Source organism: Actinotalea caeni, from assembly GCF_009733795.1.
GTDB lineage: Bacteria > Actinomycetota > Actinomycetes > Actinomycetales > Beutenbergiaceae > Pseudactinotalea > Pseudactinotalea caeni.
Map to the genome: position 1 here is coordinate 13,307 of NZ_WNXX01000016.1, position 17,332 is coordinate 30,638.

The 17,332-nt window shown below is 74.8% G+C and carries 15 protein-coding genes and 2 pseudogenes; all 17 read left to right on the top strand.

Annotation, left to right across the window (positions count from 1 at the left end; all coding sequences use genetic code 11):
• The first annotated feature begins 69 nt into the window (after window positions 1-69).
• The gene (gene dacB, locus GPA02_RS13530; protein WP_156200609.1) at window positions 70-1,470 is read left to right on the top strand and encodes a D-alanyl-D-alanine carboxypeptidase/D-alanyl-D-alanine endopeptidase; all 1,401 of its coding nucleotides are present in this window, start codon (window positions 70-72) and stop codon (window positions 1,468-1,470) included.
• Window positions 1,471-1,642: 172 nt separating this feature from the next.
• Window positions 1,643-2,692 carry a zinc-dependent metalloprotease gene (locus GPA02_RS13535; protein WP_156200610.1) on the top strand — a complete coding sequence of 350 codons (1,050 nt, stop codon included), beginning with the start codon at window positions 1,643-1,645 and terminating at the stop codon, window positions 2,690-2,692.
• A 9-nt stretch (window positions 2,693-2,701) separates the two neighbouring features.
• A complete protein-coding gene (gene tilS, locus GPA02_RS13540) occupies window positions 2,702-3,733 on the top strand; it encodes a tRNA lysidine(34) synthetase TilS (RefSeq protein WP_156200611.1) in 1,032 nt (343 codons plus the stop codon).
• A 61-nt stretch (window positions 3,734-3,794) separates the two neighbouring features.
• Window positions 3,795-4,334: a hypoxanthine phosphoribosyltransferase gene (gene hpt, locus GPA02_RS13545; RefSeq protein WP_156200671.1), complete on the top strand. Its 540-nt coding sequence runs from the start codon at window positions 3,795-3,797 to the stop codon at window positions 4,332-4,334.
• A 166-nt stretch (window positions 4,335-4,500) separates the two neighbouring features.
• Complete coding sequence (ftsH, locus tag GPA02_RS13550) at window positions 4,501-6,549, top strand: ATP-dependent zinc metalloprotease FtsH (protein WP_156200612.1); 2,049 nt, start codon at window positions 4,501-4,503, stop codon at window positions 6,547-6,549.
• Window positions 6,542-7,141: a GTP cyclohydrolase I FolE gene (gene folE / locus GPA02_RS13555; RefSeq protein ID WP_156200613.1), complete on the top strand. Its 600-nt coding sequence runs from the start codon at window positions 6,542-6,544 to the stop codon at window positions 7,139-7,141. Before ftsH ends, folE begins: the two co-directional genes overlap by 8 nt.
• Window positions 7,142-7,242: 101 nt before the next feature.
• Window positions 7,243-8,085, top strand: coding sequence for a dihydropteroate synthase (gene folP, locus GPA02_RS13560; protein WP_156200672.1), 843 nt, complete (start codon window positions 7,243-7,245; stop codon window positions 8,083-8,085).
• The gene (gene folK / locus GPA02_RS13565) at window positions 8,082-9,701 is read left to right on the top strand and encodes a 2-amino-4-hydroxy-6-hydroxymethyldihydropteridine diphosphokinase (RefSeq protein WP_156200614.1); all 1,620 of its coding nucleotides are present in this window, start codon (window positions 8,082-8,084) and stop codon (window positions 9,699-9,701) included. The genes folP and folK overlap by 4 nt, the downstream gene beginning before the upstream one ends.
• A 6-nt stretch (window positions 9,702-9,707) precedes the next feature.
• Entirely contained in the window at window positions 9,708-10,187 is a 480-nt protein-coding gene (locus tag GPA02_RS13570; RefSeq protein WP_156200615.1) for a DUF3180 domain-containing protein, read from the top strand.
• Window positions 10,188-10,275: 88 nt separating this feature from the next.
• Entirely contained in the window at window positions 10,276-10,761 is a 486-nt protein-coding gene (locus GPA02_RS13575; RefSeq protein WP_156200616.1) for a PH domain-containing protein, read from the top strand.
• Window positions 10,758-12,347 carry a PH domain-containing protein gene (locus GPA02_RS13580; protein WP_240134050.1) on the top strand — a complete coding sequence of 530 codons (1,590 nt, stop codon included), beginning with the start codon at window positions 10,758-10,760 and terminating at the stop codon, window positions 12,345-12,347. Before GPA02_RS13575 ends, GPA02_RS13580 begins: the two co-directional genes overlap by 4 nt.
• Window positions 12,344-13,216, top strand: a pseudogene (locus tag GPA02_RS19320) (Rossmann-like and DUF2520 domain-containing protein); the annotation flags it as partial. The gene GPA02_RS13580 and the pseudogene GPA02_RS19320, both read left to right, overlap by 4 nt.
• A gap of 99 nt (window positions 13,217-13,315) precedes the next feature.
• A pseudogene (gene panC / locus GPA02_RS19325) lies at window positions 13,316-14,095 on the top strand (pantoate--beta-alanine ligase); the annotation flags it as partial.
• The gene (gene lysS / locus GPA02_RS13590; protein WP_156200674.1) at window positions 14,082-15,587 is read left to right on the top strand and encodes a lysine--tRNA ligase; all 1,506 of its coding nucleotides are present in this window, start codon (window positions 14,082-14,084) and stop codon (window positions 15,585-15,587) included. The pseudogene panC and the gene lysS, both read left to right, overlap by 14 nt.
• Window positions 15,584-15,844, top strand: a complete 261-nt coding sequence (locus tag GPA02_RS13595; protein ID WP_156200618.1) for a hypothetical protein — start codon at window positions 15,584-15,586, stop codon at window positions 15,842-15,844. The genes lysS and GPA02_RS13595 overlap by 4 nt, the downstream gene beginning before the upstream one ends.
• A 151-nt stretch (window positions 15,845-15,995) precedes the next feature.
• The gene (locus GPA02_RS13600; RefSeq protein ID WP_156200619.1) at window positions 15,996-16,334 is read left to right on the top strand and encodes a histone-like nucleoid-structuring protein Lsr2; all 339 of its coding nucleotides are present in this window, start codon (window positions 15,996-15,998) and stop codon (window positions 16,332-16,334) included.
• Window positions 16,334-17,314, top strand: coding sequence for a lactonase family protein (locus tag GPA02_RS13605; RefSeq protein ID WP_156200620.1), 981 nt, complete (start codon window positions 16,334-16,336; stop codon window positions 17,312-17,314). Before GPA02_RS13600 ends, GPA02_RS13605 begins: the two co-directional genes overlap by 1 nt.
• Window positions 17,315-17,332 lie beyond the last annotated feature (18 nt).

A 17,332-nucleotide genomic window follows, 5' to 3' on the forward strand; every position in this document is an offset into this window, starting at 1 on the left:
TGCGCCTCCATACCTGCGGTCGTCTGGCCCTAGTGTGGCGCACCGGCGCGGGTGCGAGATACTCCCCGCATGGCAGGGCGGGCTCGACGGCGTCGCGGGCGCGTGCTCGTCCCGGTCGCGCTGCTGGCCGTGCTGCTCGGTGGCGGCTACGTCGCAGCCGACGTCGCCGACGTCGTCCCGGGGGTCCTGACGACGCGTCCCGAGCGGCGCCCGGACCCGCCGTTCCCGCAGGCCGAGGTGCCCGCGGCCGAGGCGCCGGACGCCGTCACCGGCCCGGACGAGACGGCCGCGCAGCCGGCCGCCGACGACCTCGACGCGATCACCGCGCAGCTGCTCGGGCACGCCGCGGTCGGCAGCGCCGGCGTGCTGGTCACCGACGTGCTCACGGGTGAGGACCTGCACGCGGTCGCGGCCGACGAGACCCATGTGCCGGCCTCGACGACCAAGCTGCTCACCGCCGTGGCCGCCGTGGCCGCAGCAGGTGCGGACCACCGGTTCGAGACCCGGGTGGTCGACGACGGCGACCGGGTCGTGCTCGTCGGCGGTGGCGACCTCGCGCTCGCCGAGGGCGTCGGCGACCCGGACGCGGTCGTCGGGCACGCGGGGCTCGCGGACCTGGCCGCGGCGACCGCGGCGAGCCTCACCGAGCGCGGGGTGACGAGCGTCACCGTCGGTCTCGACGTCGGCTACTACGTCGGGCCCGACATGCCACCGCGGTGGGACGACGAGGACCTCGCGATCGGCGACGCGATGCACATGGCGCCGCTCGCGATCGACATCGGCCGCCAGGAGGGGCGGCGTGAGCGCGTCGCCGACCCCGCCGGCGAGGCCGTCGCGGCGTTCGTCGACGCGCTGGTCGCCGAGGGCGTCACCGTCGAGGGCGAGGTGGCCGACGTCACGGTCTCGCCGGACGCCGTCGAGATCGCCTCGGTCGCCTCGGCGCCGCTCGGCGACCTCGCCGCCTACATGCTGCGCCACTCCGAGAACATCCTCGCCGAGGGGATCGGGCGGCTGGTCGCGCACGCGACCGAGCAGGAGCCGAGCTTCACGGGGGCGGGGCTGGCGATCGCCGAGGTGCTCGACGGTCTCGGTGTCGACGTCGCGGGCCTGGAGCTCCACGACACCTCGGGGCTGTCCTCGACCAACCGGATCTCGCCGCGCACCCTGGTCGCGTCGCTGCTCGCGGTCGCCGAGCGGCCCGAGCTCGGGGCGGTGGCCCGCGGGCTGCCGGTCGCGGGCCTGGAGGGCACGCTCTCCGACCGGCTGCGCGAGCCGCCGGCGGCGGGTCTCGTCGCCGCCAAGACCGGGACGCTGCGGGCGACCGCGACCCTGGCGGGCTACGCGACGACAGACGACGGCCGGCTGGTCGCGTTCGCCGTCATGGTCGGGGACGTACCCACCGGTGCGATCGCCGGCGCGCGCGGGGCGATCGACACCTGGACCGCCGCGCTCGCCGCGTGCGGCTGCTGAGACATCCGCTCGCGACCCGCGTCTGCCCACCTGCCCGCCATCCGGGACGTGGACCGTCTCGCGTGTCTCACGACCGGGACCGGGGGCAGAGGTGGGTTGAGAGCGGCGGTGCTGGGGCCGGTCGTGGGTGGAGCCGGGCAGGGGTGGGCCCGGGGTCCGTAGGCTCCTTCCCATGACTGCCACCAGCGGGCCGGGTGCGATCGACTGGACGGCCGCGCGCCGGCGGGCCGCGGTGGTCGTGCCGCCGGGGCCGCGCGTCACGCGGGACGAGGCGCTCGACCTGGTCGCCTCGCTGCGGGCGGCCGCGGTGCGGGCCCCCGCCGTCGTCGGCGAGGTCACCGACCTGGCCGACGCCGCGGCGACCGCCGCGACCCGCTCGGTCTACGTCGTCGACCGGCCGGGCTGGGCGTCGGCGAACGTGACGATGTTCGCCGAGCTGCTCGACGGGCTGCCGATGCCGGAGGGGTCGGCCAGGCTCGCGGGGGAGGAGCTCGGGCTCATGCTGTCGCTGCTCGCGACCCGCGTGCTCGGCCAGCTCGACCCCTTCAGCCCCGACCCGGCCGGACCGGGGCGGCTGCTGCTGGTCGCGCCCAACGTGCTGCGGCTGCAGCGCGAGCTGCGGCTCGACGCCGCCGACTTCCACCTGTGGGTGTGCCTGCACGAGCAGACCCACGCCGTGCAGATCGCGGCCGCGCCCTGGCTGCCGGGGTACCTGCGTGCCGCGATGGGGAACCTGTCGACGTCGGTCTCGAGCAGCGAGGGCGCCGCCCGGCGGCTGCGCGCGCTGCTGGAGGCGCTGCCGCGCGCGCTCGCGGGCGGCCCGGTCGACGCGACCACCGGCGGCCCGATCGTCGCCGCCGTGCTCGACGAGCACGAGCGCACCGAGCTCGAGCGGGTGCTCGCGGTGATGTCGCTGCTCGAGGGTCACGCGGACGTCATCATGGACGCGGCCGGACCCGCTGTCGTGCCGACGGTCGCGCGCATCCGGCGGGTCTTCGAGGCGCGCCGCGACGGCGCAGGCCTGGTCGACGTGCTGCTGCGCCGCCTGCTCGGCCTGGACGCCAAGCTCGCCCAGTACCGCCAGGGCGCGGCGTTCGTGCGCGGCGTGCTCGACGCCGTCGGGCACGCCGGGCTCAACGCGGTGTGGACCGGGCCCGAGCAGCTGCCGCGCGCCGAGGAGATCGCCGACCCGGCGGCGTGGGTGCGCCGCGTGCACGGCTGAGGGCGCGCGGTGCCCGGACCCGCCGCCCCGGTCGCCGCGGTCCGCGTGGCGGTCCGCGACCTGCTCGACCGGCTGCTCGACGCCGGCTCGCTCGGCACCGGCGACCTCGTGCTGGTCGCGTGCTCGGGCGGACCGGACTCGGTCGCGCTCGCGTCCCAGGTCGCGTTCCTCGCGCCCCGGCTGCAGCTGCGGGCGGGCGCCGTCGTCGTCGACCACGGCCTGCTGCCCGGCAGCGCGGCGGCCGCGTCCGAGACCGCGGCCGGCTGCGACGCGCTCGGTCTCGACCCGGTCGTGGTCCGCACCGCGCCCGACGGCGGCCGCGCCACCGAGACCGCCGCGCGCGAGGCCCGCTACGCCGAGCTGGAGGACGCACGGGCCGCGACCGGCGCCGTCGGCGTGCTGCTCGGTCACACGCTCGACGACCAGGCCGAGTCGGTGCTGCTCGCGCTCGGGCGTGGGTCGGGCACCCGCACGCTCGCCGGCATGGCCGAGGTGCGGGGACCCTTCTGGCGGCCGCTGCTCGGTGTGCGGCGCGCCGACACGCTCGCGGCGTGCGAGGCGCTCGGGCTGCGGTACCGGATCGACCCGAGCAACGCCGTCGACGGCCCCTGGCGCCGCGCCGACGGCGGGGCCGTGCCGCGCGCCGCCGTCCGGGACCGGGTGCTGCCCGCGCTCGCCGACGCCCTCGGGCGCGACCCCGCGCCCGCGCTCGCCCGCACCGCGCGGCTGGCCCGCGCCGACGCCGACCTCCTCGACGCCCTCGCCGAGGAGGCGTGGTCGCGCTGCGCCGACGGGGCCTCTCCCGAGCTCGGTCTCGACGTCGCAGCGCTCGCCGCCGAGCACGAGGCGCTGCGCACCCGGGTGCTGCGCCGGGCGGCGGTCGCGGCCGGTGCGCCGCCCGGCGACCTGCTGGCCGTCCACGTCGACGCCCTGCAGGCGCTCGTCGTCGACTGGCACGGGCAGGGCGAGGTCGACCTCCCGGGTCGGGTCGTCGCCCGCCGGGTCTGTGGCAGGCTTGTGCTCGCCATGTCGGGCGAGTGATGGCGCAGGGCCAGCACGGCGCGAGCAGGGTGGAGGAGACAGCGTCGTGGACGCCAGTGTGATGGGGAACGACCTCGAGAAGGTGCTCTACACCGAGGAGCAGATCCAGACCAGGCTCGCCGAGATGGCGCAGCAGATCGACGCCGACTACGCCGGCCGCGAGGTGCTGCTGGTCGGCGTCCTCAACGGCGCCGTCATGGTGATGGCCGACCTGTCGCGCAAGCTCCAGACGCAGGTGACGATGGACTGGATGGCGATCTCGTCCTACGGGTCGGGCACCAAGTCCTCGGGCGTGGTCCGCATCCTCAAGGACCTCACGACCGACATCCTCGGCAAGCACGTGCTGATCGTCGAGGACATCATCGACTCCGGGCTCACCCTGTCCTGGCTGGTCTCCAACCTGCGCTCCCGAAACCCGGAGAGCATCGAGGTCGCGACGATGCTGCGCAAGCCGGAGGCCGCCAAGGTCGACGTCGACGTGCGCTACGTCGGGTTCGACATCCCCAACGAGTTCGTCATCGGGTACGGGCTGGACTACGCCGAGCGCTACCGGACGCTGCCGTTCGTGGGCACGCTCGCACCGCACGTCTACTCCTCCTGACGGCGCCCGCTCCGACGGCGCCCCGGGCTCCGCGGAGGTGACCGGGCTCTCATGCCGACGGCGAACGCGTGCGAACCTTTTCGGCCTCTTGTGCGTTGGTCGTATAGCGTCACCGCCTAGGTACTGAGGGAAAGAAGGTTCCGGCCCCCCTGGGGTCGCCAACGACATGAACGTCAAGAAGCTGTTGCGCGGACCCCTGATCTGGGTGCTGATCGCGCTCCTCGTCGTGTTCACCAGCTTCCGGCTGCTCGCCGGCGGCGGCCCCCAGCCGATCGACACCTCCACGGGCATGGAGCTGCTCGAGGGCGACACCCTCGAGGCCGTCGAGATCAACGACGGCTACCAGCGCGTCACCCTCAGCCTGAGCGAGCCGCTCGTCGTCGACGACACCGAGGTCGGCGAGGTCGTGCAGTTCTACTACGCCTCCTCGCAGGCGGAGGCGGTCGCGGAGGCCGTCGCCGCCGCGCGCGCCGACGACCGGCTCCCCGAGGGCTACAACTCGATCGTGCCGCAGCCCTCGATCTGGGCCTCGATCCTGCCGCTGCTGCTGACCGTGCTGCTGCTGGGCGGTCTGTTCTGGTTCCTCATGTCGCGCGTGCAGGGCGGCGGCAGCCGGATGATGAACTTCGGCAAGTCGCGCGCCAAGCAGGTCACCAAGGAGATGCCGAAGGTGACCTTCGCCGACGTCGCGGGCGTCGACGAGGCCGTCGAGGAGCTCGGCGAGATCAAGGAGTTCCTCGCCGACCCGGCCAAGTTCCAGGCGGTGGGCGCGAAGATCCCCAAGGGCGTGCTGCTCTACGGCCCGCCCGGCACCGGCAAGACGCTGCTCGCCCGCGCGGTCGCCGGCGAGGCCGGCGCCCCGTTCTACTCGATCTCCGGCTCCGACTTCGTCGAGATGTTCGTCGGTGTCGGCGCCTCCCGCGTACGCGACCTGTTCGAGCAGGCGAAGGCCAACGCCCCGGCGATCATCTTCGTCGACGAGATCGACGCCGTCGGTCGCCACCGCGGCGCCGGTCTGGGCGGCGGTCACGACGAGCGGGAGCAGACCCTCAACCAGCTGCTCGTCGAGATGGACGGCTTCGACGGCAACCAGAACGTCATCATGATCGCGGCCACCAACCGGCCCGACATCCTCGACCCCGCGCTGCTGCGCCCCGGTCGCTTCGACCGCCAGGTCGCCGTCGAGGCGCCCGACCTGCGCGGCCGCGAGGCGATCCTCAAGGTGCACGCGCAGGGCAAGCCGATGGCGCCGAACGTCGACCTGCACGCCGTCGCCAAGCGCACCCCGGGCTTCACCGGCGCGGACCTGGCCAACGTGCTCAACGAGGCCGCGCTGCTGACGGCGCGCACCGGCCGCACGATGATCGACGACCGCGCGCTCGACGAGGCGATCGACCGCGTCATCGCCGGCCCGCAGAAGCGCACCCGCGTGATGAACGAGAAGGAGCGCAAGCTCACCGCCTACCACGAGGGCGGTCACGCGCTCGTGGCGGCGGCGCTGCGCTACACCGACCCGGTCACCAAGGTGACGATCCTGCCCCGCGGTCGCGCGCTCGGCTACACGATGGTGATGCCGTCCGAGGACAAGTACTCGGTCACCCGCAACGAGCTGCTCGACCAGCTCGCCTACGCGATGGGCGGCCGGGTCGCGGAGGAGATCGTCTTCCACGACCCCAGCACCGGCGCGTCGAACGACATCGAGAAGGCCACCGCGACCGCGCGCAAGATGGTCAAGGAGTACGGCATGAGCGAGCGCGTGGGCGCGCTCCGTCTCGGCCAGGCCGACGGCGAGGTGTTCCTCGGACGCGACATGGGCCACCAGCGCGAGTACTCCGAGGAGGTCGCGGGTCTCGTCGACGACGAGGTGCGCCGGCTCATCGACGCCGCGCACGACGAGGCGTGGGAGATCCTCACCGCCTACCGGCACGTGCTCGACGCCCTCGCCTACGCGCTGCTGGAGCGCGAGACGCTCAACCAGGCCGAGCTCGCCGAGGTGTTCGCCCCGGTCGAGAAGCGCCCCCCGCGTCCGATCTGGCTGTCGAGCTCCAACCGCACGGTCAGCGAGATCCCGCCGGTGCGATCCCCCAAGGAGATCGCGACCGGTGCGCCGACGATGCTGCCGCAGGACGAGGCGGCCGCCGCCGGGAACGACGAGAACCCGGCCGAGTCGTACCGCGAGCTGCCGCCCGACGCGCCCGTGGACAGCGATGGCTGACCTGGACGACCTCGAGCACGCCCCGCCCGGCTACGACGAGGAGGCGGCGATCGCGGCCGTCCGCGCGCTGCTCGCCGCCCTCGGCGAGGACCCGGACCGGGAGGGGCTGCGCGACACCCCGCGCCGGGTGGCGCGCGCCTACAAGGAGGCGTTCTCCGGGCTCGGGCTCGAGCCGGGCGACGTGCTCCAGACGTTCTTCGAGATCGGCCACGACGAGCTCGTGCTGGTGCGCGACATCGAGGTCTACTCCACCTGCGAGCACCACCTGCTGCCGTTCCACGGCGTCGCGCACGTCGGCTACATCCCCGCGGTCGACGGCCGCGTCACCGGGCTGAGCAAGCTCGCCCGGCTCGTCGACGTCTACGCCAAGCGGCCGCAGGTGCAGGAGCGGCTCACCTCCCAGGTCGCCGACGCCCTCATGGAGCAGCTCGGCGCCCGCGGCGCGATCGTCGTCATCGAGTGCGAGCACCTGTGCATGTCGATGCGCGGCGTGCGCAAGCCCGGCTCGCGCACGGTGACCTCCGCCGTCCGCGGCTCGCTGCACAACCCGACCACGCGCGCCGAGGCGATGAGCCTCATCACCCGCTCCTGACCGGACCTCGGCCACGCGCGGCACGCGGCCGCAGGTCCGCGACGCGTGCGCACTAGGCTGGTCGGGTGAGCTCCAGGGCGCAGGTCGTGGGCACCGAGGTCATGGGCGTCGTCAACGTCACCCCGGACTCCTTCAGCGACGGCGGCCAGTGGCTGGAGCCCGAGGTGGCGATCGCGCACGCGCGCCACATGCTCGACCAGGGCGCGGACATCCTCGACATCGGGGGCGAGTCCACCCGGCCCGGGGCGGCGCGCGTGCCGGAGGCCGTCGAGCTGGAGCGCGTGATGCCCGTCGTCACCGCGCTCGTGGGCGACGGCGCCCGCGTGAGCGTGGACACGATGCGCGCGACGGTCGCGGAGCAGGCGCTCGACGCAGGCGCGTGGTGCATCAACGACGTCTCGGGCGGGCTCGCCGACCCCGCGATGGTCGACCTCGTCGCCGAGCGGGGCTGCGAGTACGTCGTCAACCACTGGCGCGGGCCGTCCGACGTCATGAACGAGATGGCGACCTACGACGACGTCGTCGCCGACGTGCACCGTGAGCTCATGGAGCGCGTCGAGGCGCTGACGGCGGCCGGTGTCGACGAGAGCCGGATCATCCTCGACCCGGGGCTGGGGTTCGCCAAGGACGCGCACGCCAACTGGCAGCTGCTCGCCGGCCTCGACACCCTGCTCGGCACCGGCTTCCGGGTGCTGGTGGGCGCCTCCCGCAAGCGGTTCCTCGGGGACCTGCTCGCGCGCGACGGCGTCCCGCTGCTGCCGATGTACCGTGACCGGGCGACGGCGGCCGTGTCCGCGCTCGCCGCGGCCCGGGGCGTGTGGGCCGTCCGGGTGCACGACGTGCCCGGATCGGTCGACGCGGTCAGGGTGGCGACGGCGTGGCGTGCCGCGGAGGCGGAGCTGCGGCAGGGTTCGACGACGATCGGGACGGGAGAGATCGCATGACGACGGACGGCGAGGCCGCGACGACGGACATCATCAGGCTGGTCGGGCTCGGTGGCTCGGGCCGCCACGGCGTGCTGCCGGAGGAGCGGCAGGCCGGGCAGCTGTTCACCGTCGACGTGACGATGCACGTCGACACCCGGGCCGCGGCGCAGCAGGACGACCTGCGGCTCACGGTCGACTACGCGGCGGTCGCGCGCGACGTCGTCGACATCATCGAGGGCGACCCTGTCGCCCTCGTCGAGACGCTCGCCCAGCGCATCGCGGACGCGGTGCTGGCGCGCCCCGCCGTCGAGCGGGTCGAGGTCACGGTGCACAAGCCCGAGGCACCGGTCGGGGTGCCGTTCTCCGACGTCCAGGTCTCGATCCGCCGCGACCGCGCGGGTGCCGCCGCACCGGTGGCGGAGGTCGTGCCCGCCGCCGCGGCGCCGATGCCCGCGGTCGTCGAGCCGGAGGCGCCCGAGCCCGAGCCGGAGCCGGCCGCCGAGCCCGAGCCGGCGCGCGGGGTCGACCTCGACGCGGAGCCGGAGGAGCCCGTCGACGTGGTGCTGGGGCTGGGCGGCAACGTCGGCGACGTGCGCGCCACGCTGCGCCGCGCCATCGACGACCTGGCCTCCTCGGGCGTGCTCGAGGTCGTGGGGGTGGCGCCGCTGGCGAAGACCGCGGCGGTGCTGCAGCCGGACGCCGTCGCGCAGCCCGACTACCTCAACACCGTCGTCGTGGCGCGCACGAGCGCCTCGCCGCGCCGCGTGCTCGAGGTCGCGCACGCGATCGAGGCCGCGCACGGCCGCTCGCGCGACAAGCGCTGGGGCGAGCGCACGCTCGACATCGACGTCATCACCTACGGCACGGTCGCCAGCTCCGACCCGGAGCTGAGCCTGCCGCACCCGCGGGCCAACGAGCGCGCCTTCGTGCTCGTGCCCTGGGCCCACCTCGACCCCGACGCGTTCCTCCCGGGTCTCGGCGGCGGTCCCGTCGCCGCGCTGGCCGACACCGCACCCGACCGCGACGGCGTGCGCTGGCTCGCGCTCGACTGGTACCAGCCCGGGCCGCCGGGCGCGCCGGTGGCCCCGCCGGCACCGCCGGAGGACGTGTCGACCTCGCGCGTGCGGCGCGAGAGCGAGCCCGAGCCCGTCGAGCCCGAGGCCGCACCGGTCGAGCAGGCCCCGGCCGCCGCCGCGGCGGACGTGGAGCCAGCGCCCGACGAGCCAGCAGAGCCCGTCGAGCCTGTCGCGTCCGTCGAGCCGGACCCGGAGTCGCAGCTGGAGCCGGAGCCCGACGGGTCGCCGTTCGCGCCGCCCGTCCCCGACGCGTTCCCGGTCCCGCAGCCCGATGCGGTGCCGCAGCCGGCCCCGAGCCCGGTCCCGCAGCCCGAGCCGACGCCGGAGCCGCAGCCGAGCCCGGTCCCGCAGCCGCAGCCGGTCCCCGAGCCGCAGCCGAGCCCGGTCCCGCAGCCCGAGCCGATGCCGCAGCCCGAGCCCCTGCCGCAGCCCGAGCCTCCGGTCGCCCCGCAGCCGTCGTCGCCGCCGCGGGCGCCGTGGGACGGCGGGGAGGAGTCGACGCAGACGCGCATCCGCCCGCGCTGGGCGCCGGTGCGCCGCGACGACGCCGACGGGTAGCCGGCCGTGGCGGAACCCGACCCCACCCTGCGGCTGCGGTGGGCGACCCTCGGCGCCGCCTTCCTCGTGGTCGCGACCGTCAGCGCGGTCGCGCTGCGCTGGTGGCAGAGCCGCGGTGGCGACCTGCCGGTGCTGCCGCTCGTGCTCGCCGTGCTGCTCGTGCTCGTCGCCGCGGTCACGCTCGTCCTCGGGCTCCGCGTGCGCCGCTGGGTGCGCCGCGGCGAGCAGGTCGACGGCGTGGGTGCCACGCGCACGCTCGTGCTCGGCCAGACCGCTGCGCTCGCGGGCGCGGTGCTCGCCGGGTACCTCACCGCCTCGCTCGGGCTGGCGCTGACCCGGCTGGAGGCGCCCGAGCCGCGCTCGGTCGCGCTCGCGTCCGGCCTGTCGCTGCTCGCCTCGCTGGCGATGGTGGCCGCCGGCATGGTCACGCAGTGGTGCTGCCAGGTGCCGCCGTCCGACGACGACGAGGAACCGCTCGCGGGCTGACGCCGCCGCACGCTCCTCCGCCGCAGGGCCGAGGGTCTCATCCGTCCGACGGATCGGCCGCGGCGGGCGCACCCAGCACAATGGGGGTATGGAGTCCGCAGCGTTCGACGTACCAGGCGTCACCTGGAACCGGGTGTCCGACAGGCTGATCGGGGTGCGTCGGCTCACCGTGGCGGTGTTCCTCGGTGTCCCCGCGCTCGCGACCGTGGTGCCCGCCGTGATCGTCGGCTCCGCGATGTGGCTGCTCCCGGCGGTGCTGGTGCTGCTCGTCGCCTGGGCATGGTGGCTGATCCCGCGCCAGGTGCGCGCCATCGGCTACGCCGAGCTCGAGGACGACCTGCTGATCCGCAAGGGCGTGCTGTTCCGCAGCCTCACCGTCGTGCCGTACGGCCGCATGCAGTACGTCGACGTGCAGGCCGGGCCGCTGATGCGGCGCGCCGGGATGGCGCAGGTGCAGCTCCACACGGCGTCGGCGAGCACCGACGCCTCGATCCCCGGCCTCCTGGAGGCCGAGGCGTCGCGGCTGCGTGACCGGCTGACCGAGGCCGGCGAGGCGAGGCTGGCCGGCCTGTGAGCACGCCGAACCCCTGGGCGCCGCCGCCGTCGGCCACCGCCGCGGAGCAGCCCCGGCCCGACGCCGGCGACCCGCCGCCCGACGCCCCGGCGGCGCCCGGCGAACCCGGGGCCGACGAGCGGATCGAGTGGCGTCGGCTGCACAAGGTGACGCCGCTCCTCAACGCCTGGAAGGCGGCCGCGGTCATCCTCGGTCTGGCGGTGTGGAACTACGGCGAGGACCTCGCCCAGCTCGACCTCGCCTGGGCCATGAAGATCCTGCTGGTCGTCGGGGCGATCGTGCTGGGCGCGATCATCGGTCTGGTCTACGGCGCGATCGCGTGGCGCAGGACCCGGTACGGCATCGGCGAGGAGAGCGTCTTCCTGCACTCCGGCGTGCTCTGGCGTCAGCAGCGCCACGTCCGCCTGGACCGGCTGCAGGCGGTCGACGTCACGCAGCCGCTGCTCGCCCGGCTGTTCGGGTTCTCCTCGCTGAAGATCGAGTCCGCGGGCGGCGCCGGCTCCAACCTCACGCTCTCCTACCTCACCGACACCGAGGCCCAGCGGGTCCGCAACGAGATCCTCGCGCGCGCCGCGGGCGTCCGGCGGACCGGGCAGGCGCCCGGTGCGGCTCCCGCACCCGCGCAGGAGGCGCCGGAGCGGCCGCTGCTCGAGCTCGGCGCCGGCCGGCTCGTCGGCTCGCTGGTGCGCTCGGGCTTCATGATCGTCACGATCCTGCTCGTCGCGGGTCTCGTGCTGGCCATCGCCCTCACGAGGACGTTCCAGCTCGCGGGTGCCCTGCCCGGCGTGCTCGCCGCGGTCGGCTACGCGTGGTCCCGGTTCGCCGGCGAGTTCTCGTTCCGCCTCGGGCTCTCCGCCGACGGCATCCGGCTGCGGCACGGTCTCCTCGAGGCGAAGGCCCGCACCGTGCCGCCCGGTCGCGTGCAGGCGCTGTCGTTCTCCCAGCCGCCGCTGTGGCGCCGCAAGGGCTGGTGGCGCGTCCGCATGAACGTCGCCGGCTACGGCGGCGAGGGCGAGGAGACGACCACCGTCCTCTACCCGGTCGCGACCACCGAGGAGGTGGCGCTGATCCTGCCGCTCGTGCTGCCCGACCTCGGCACCGACCGCCCGCTGGAGGTGCTGCAGGCGGCCCTCACCGGCACCGGCACCGACGAGGGCTTCATCATCTCGCCGCGCCGTGCGCGGGTGTTCGACCCGCTCACCTGGCGCCGCAACGGCGTCCGCATCACCGACACCGCGGTGCTGATCCGGACCGGGCTGTGGTGGCGCACGCTCGCCGTCGTCCCGCACGAGCGCACGCAGTCGCTGGCGATGACGCAGGGCCCGCTCGAGCGTCGACGCGGGCTCGCCGGTGTCGACCTGCACTCGACGAGCGGCCCGGTCACCGCGACGATCGTGCACCTCGACGTCGAGACGGCGCGCACGCTGCTGCTCGAGCAGGCCGAGCGCGCGCGCCGAGCCCGTCGTCACGCCGGCCCCGAGCGATGGATGAGCCGCCGCGGGGGCGGAGAGCCCGACGCGGCGGCGCTGCGCGCCGGGTACGCCGGTGTGCTGCCGGCCGTACCGGCCCGTGAGGAGATGCCGTGAGCGAGCGTCCCGCACGCCTCGGGGTCGGCGTCGTCGGCGCGGGGCGGGTCGGCGCCGTGCTCGGGCACGCGCTCCGAGAGGCCGGCCACGCGGTCGTCGGTGCCAGCGGCGTGTCCCGGGAGAGCCGCGACCGGGCCGCCGACCTGCTTCCCGGGGTCCCGCTGCTGGAGGTCGAGCAGGTCGTCGAGCGGGCCGAGCTCGTGCTGCTCACCGTGCCCGACGACGAGCTGCCCGGGCTCGTCGACGGGCTCGCCCGGCTCGGCCGTTTCCACGAGGGGCAGATCGTCGTGCACACCGCGGGCCGCTACGGCACCGGCGTGCTCGCGCCTGCCCGCGCGGCAGGTGCGATCCCGCTCGCCGTCCACCCCGCGATGACCTTCACCGGGACCCGCCTCGACCTCGCCCGGCTGGCCGGCGCGCCGTTCGCGGTGACCGCCGAGGAGGACGCGCAGCCGATCGCCGTCGCGCTCGTCGTCGAGCTCGGCGGCGAGCCGGTCGTCGTCGCGGAGGAGGCCCGCGGCCGCTACCACGCCGCGCTCGCGCACGCGTCGAACCACCTCGTGACGCTCGTCGCGCAGGCGCGCGGCGTGCTCGCCGGTGCCGGCGTCGAGGACCCCGGCACCACGCTCGCACCGCTCGCGCAGGCCGCTCTCGACGGCGCCCTCCGCGCCGGCGACGGCGCCCTCACCGGCCCGGTGTCGCGGGGCGACGCCGGCACGGTCGCCGAGCACGTCACGGTCCTGGGTGCCGACGGCACCGAGGACGACGTGCTGCCCACCTACCGCGCGCTCGCCGAGGCGACGGTGCGCCGCGCGGAGCGCAGCGGCCGGCTGCGGGCCCAGCAGGCCGACGGCCTGCGCTCGGCGCTCGCGGGTCACCCGGTGCGCGGCGCGACCACCTCGCCCCGGCTCGTCACCACGGTCGCCGACCTGCGCGCCGCGCTCACGCCGCGGCGCCGCGCCGTCGTCATGACGATGGGTGCGCTGCACGACGGGCACCTCGCGCTCGTGCGGCGAGCGGCCCAGCTCGCCGACGAGGTCGTCGTGACGATCTTCGTCAACCCCCTGCAGTTCGGCCCGCAGGAGGACCTCGACCGCTACCCGCGCACCCTGCAGGCCGACCTCGAGAGGCTGACCTCGACCGGCGTCGTCGACCTCGTGTTCGCGCCCGCGGCCGACGAGGTCTACCCCGAGGGCGAGCCGCGCGTCCGGGTCCAGGCCGGGCCGATGGGGCAGGTGCTGGAGGGCGTGGTGCGACCCGGGCACTTCGACGGTGTCCTCACCGTCGTGCTCAAGCTGCTGCACCTCACCCGGCCCGATGTCGCCGTCTTCGGGCAGAAGGACGCGCAGCAGCTCGCGCTGATCCGGCGGATGGTCGCCGACCTGGACCTCGACGTCGAGATCGTCGCGGTGCCGACCGTGCGGGAGCCCGACGGTCTCGCGCTGTCCAGCCGCAACGCGTACCTGGCGCCGCACGAGCGCGAGGCCGCGCTCGTGCTGTCGCGTGCGCTGCAGGCGGGGTCCGCAGCCGCCGCCGACGGTCCCGACGCCGTGCTCGCCGCCGCGCAGCGGGTGCTCGACGGCGCCGACCCGGTCGTCGTGCCGGACTACCTCGTGCTCGTCGACCCCACGACCCTGGAGCCGGCGCCGGCCGACCAGCCGACGCGCGCGACCATGCTCGCGGTGGCCGCCCGGGTCGGCGCGACACGGCTCATCGACAATGCGGTGATTGACTATCCCGGTGACTGATCTGCACGACGACTCCCTCGACCTCCCCGAGCAGCACCGTGTCCGCCTCGCGAAGCGAGCCCGGCTCCTCGCGGAGGGCCGCGACCCGTACCCGGTCTCCGTCCCGGTCACGCACACGATCGCGCAGGTGCGGGCCGCCCACCCCGACCTCGAGCCGGGCGCCGAGACCGACGATGTCGTGGGCGTCGCCGGTCGCGTGGTGCACCTGCGCAACACCGGCAAGCTCTGCTTCGTCTCGCTCGCCGACGGCGCGGGGGAGCGCCTGCAGGTGATGCTCTCTCTCGCCGAGGTCGGCGAGGAGTCGCTCGAGGCCTTCAAGGACGACGTCGACCTGGGCGACCACCTGTTCGCCCACGGCCGCGTCATCAGCTCCCGGCGGGGCGAGCTGTCGGTGCTCGCCGACGACTGGCAGCTGGCGGCCAAGGCGCTGCGACCGCTGCCGACGCTGCACAAGGAGTCCTCCGAGGAGAACCGCGTGCGCCGGCGCTACCTCGACCTCATCGCCCGCCCCGCGGCGCGCGAGATGGTGCGGGTGCGCTCCGCCGTCGTGCGGTCGCTGCGCGAGGAGCTGCACCAGCGCGGGTTCATCGAGGTCGAGACGCCGATCCTGCAGACGCAGCCAGGTGGTGCCGCGGCACGGCCGTTCGTCACCCACATGAATGCCTACGACATCGATCTGTACATGCGGATCGCGCCCGAGCTGTTCCTCAAGCGGGCCGTCGTCGGCGGAATCGAGCGCGTCTTCGAGCTGAATCGGATCTTCCGCAACGAAGGCGCCGATTCCACGCATTCCCCCGAATTCGCGATGCTCGAGGCCTATCAGGCTTATGGCGACTACCAGACCGTCGCAACGCTGGTCCGTGAGCTCGTGCAGGCGGCCGCGGTCGCCGCTTTCGGGAGCACGACCGTGACGCTCGCCGACGGCACGGAATACGACGTCGGAGGTGACTGGCCCCAGATCGAGATGTATTCGGCGACCTCGGAGGCGATGGGCACGACGATCACGCCCGAGACGCCGCTGGAGGAGCTGATGACGCTCGCCGACGCCGCCGGCCTGGAGGTCAACCCGGCGCACGTCATCCCGGGCAAGGTCAGCGAGCTGCTGTTCGAGCACTACGTCGGGGACCACCTCGTGGAGCCGACGTTCGTGCTGCACTACCCGGTCGACACCTCGCCGCTGGTGCGGGCCCACCGCAGCCAGCCGGGCGTGGTGGAGAAGTGGGACCTGTACGTGCGCGGCGTCGAGCTGGCGACCGGCTACTCCGAGCTCGTCGACCCGGTCGTGCAGCGCGAGCGCTTCGAGGCGCAGGCGCTGCTGGCTGCCAAGGGCGACCACGACGCCATGCGCGTCGACGAGGACTTCCTGGAGGCCATGGAGCACGGCATGCCACCGATGGGCGGCTTCGGCATGGGGCTGGACCGGCTGCTGATGGCGCTCACCGGGCAGGGCATCCGGGAGACGATCCTGTTCCCGCTGGTGAAGCCGCGATGAACGACGTCCTGGCCGCCGTGCTGCCCCCGCTGGGGGTGCTGCTGCTGTTCGTCGTCGTCATCCGGGCGCTCGTCGGGGCCGACCGCCGCGAGCGCGCCGCGCGCGAGCGCATCCGTGACGAGATCGCAGCCGAGCAGGCGAGCACCCGCCCGGGTCCGGCGGCGCCGGCGACCGGGGCCGACGGCACCGGAGGCACCGGGCCGGGCGGGGCCGGAGCGGACGACGAGGCCGCGCCGCCGCGCTCCGACGGCGCCTAGAGCTCTGCTCGTCCGCGTCGAGAAATGTCGAGAAATGAGATCTCGGCTTTGACACGCCATGCGTGTCGATGACACTATTTCGTCGCCGACGATCGGATTCACGTCGTCGTCCCTGCGTGTATTTCTTCACCCACATGAAAGAGGCCACGACATGGCACAGAAGGTCAAGGTCCTGCTGATCGACGACCTCGACGGGAGCGAGGCGGACGAGACGATCTCCTTCGCCGTCGACGGCGTTTCCTACGAGATCGACCTCAATTCCGCGCACGCGGCCGAGCTGCGCGAGACATTTGCGAAGTGGATCGGGCACGCGCGCAAGGCCGGCGGCCGCCGCAGCACCCCGCGCCGCTCGTCGTCGACCTCCTCGTCGAGCAGCCGCGGCGGCGACACCGCCGCGATCCGCGAGTGGGCCCGCGCGAACGGCTACCAGGTGAGCGACCGCGGCCGCGTGTCGGCCGAGATCCGCGAGGCCTACGCCGCCGCGCACTGATGCGACCCTTCTGGGTCGGGAGCGCCGCCGAGCGCATCGGGCGGCTGCACGGCGGTCGCGTGACCCCTGCGGGGTCCGCGGCCGCTCCCACGTTCCTGGCCGAGCACCCGCGGCTACCTCGGCTGTACGCGGTCGACGAGCGCGACCCCGGCCGGGTCGCGGCGTTCGCCGTCGGCCCCGAGGGGGCCCTCACCCGCACCGGCGTCGCCGAGATCGGTGGTGCCGGACCGTGCCACGTCACCGTGCACCCCGACGGTGGCTGGCTGTACGCGGCGTGCTACGGCGACGGGGTGGTCTCCGCGCTGGCTCTCGACGTGCACGGCGACCTCACGGGCGACCCGGTCGTGCTGCCGCACCACGGCCGCGGGCCGCACCCGGACCGCCAGCAGGGGCCGCACGCGCACTCGACCTGGGTGTCGCCGGGCGGCGGCTGGCTGGTCGCCGCCGACCTCGGCACCGACCAGCTGCGCGCCTATCGGCTCGAGGGCGGTCGCCCTGGCGGCGAGCCCGTGCTGAGCGACCTGCCCGCGGGGAGCGGACCCCGGCACGCCGCCGTCGTCGGCGACCGCGTGCACGTCGCGTGCGAGCTCAGCTGCGAGGTCGTCACCCTGGCGTGGGACGAGCCGAGCGGCCGCGCCGAGGTCCTCGGCGCCGTGACGGTGGTCACGCTGCCGCCGCGTACCGGCACCGAGCACACGCTGTCCCACATCGAGCCGCTCGACGCACGCACCCTGGTGGTCGGGGTGCGCGGCGCGGACTCCCTCGCCGTCGTCGGGCTGACCGACGGCGTCGCCGACCGGCTGCTGCAGGAGGTGCTCACGGTCGCGTGGCCGCGGCACCTGACCGTCGTCGACGGCGCGGTCCTGGTCGCGGGCGAGCGCGCCGACGCGATCGGCGTGCACCCGCGGGGGACCCGCCTCGGAGAGCTCGCAGAGACGATCGCCACGCCCGCGCCGATGTGCCTGCTCCCCGCCCGCTGACCGGGTGCGTCCGCGCCG

Bases quoted from the DNA above. Each gene is read 5' to 3' on its own strand.
- hpt (WP_156200671.1), top strand. From the start codon at position 3,795: ATGGGGAACGACCTCGAGAAGGTGCTCTACACCGAGGAGCAGATCCAG.
- GPA02_RS13575 (WP_156200616.1), top strand. From the start codon at position 10,276: ATGGAGTCCGCAGCGTTCGACGTACCAGGCGTCACCTGGAACCGGGTG.
- GPA02_RS13595 (WP_156200618.1), top strand. From the start codon at position 15,584: ATGAACGACGTCCTGGCCGCCGTGCTGCCCCCGCTGGGGGTGCTGCTG.
- folK (WP_156200614.1), top strand. From the start codon at position 8,082: ATGACGACGGACGGCGAGGCCGCGACGACGGACATCATCAGGCTGGTC.
- dacB (WP_156200609.1), top strand. From the start codon at position 70: ATGGCAGGGCGGGCTCGACGGCGTCGCGGGCGCGTGCTCGTCCCGGTC.
- GPA02_RS13535 (WP_156200610.1), top strand. From the start codon at position 1,643: ATGACTGCCACCAGCGGGCCGGGTGCGATCGACTGGACGGCCGCGCGC.
- GPA02_RS13605 (WP_156200620.1), top strand. From the start codon at position 16,334: ATGCGACCCTTCTGGGTCGGGAGCGCCGCCGAGCGCATCGGGCGGCTG.
- folP (WP_156200672.1), top strand. From the start codon at position 7,243: ATGGGCGTCGTCAACGTCACCCCGGACTCCTTCAGCGACGGCGGCCAG.
- GPA02_RS13600 (WP_156200619.1), top strand. From the start codon at position 15,996: ATGGCACAGAAGGTCAAGGTCCTGCTGATCGACGACCTCGACGGGAGC.
- ftsH (WP_156200612.1), top strand. From the start codon at position 4,501: ATGAACGTCAAGAAGCTGTTGCGCGGACCCCTGATCTGGGTGCTGATC.
- folE (WP_156200613.1), top strand. From the start codon at position 6,542: ATGGCTGACCTGGACGACCTCGAGCACGCCCCGCCCGGCTACGACGAG.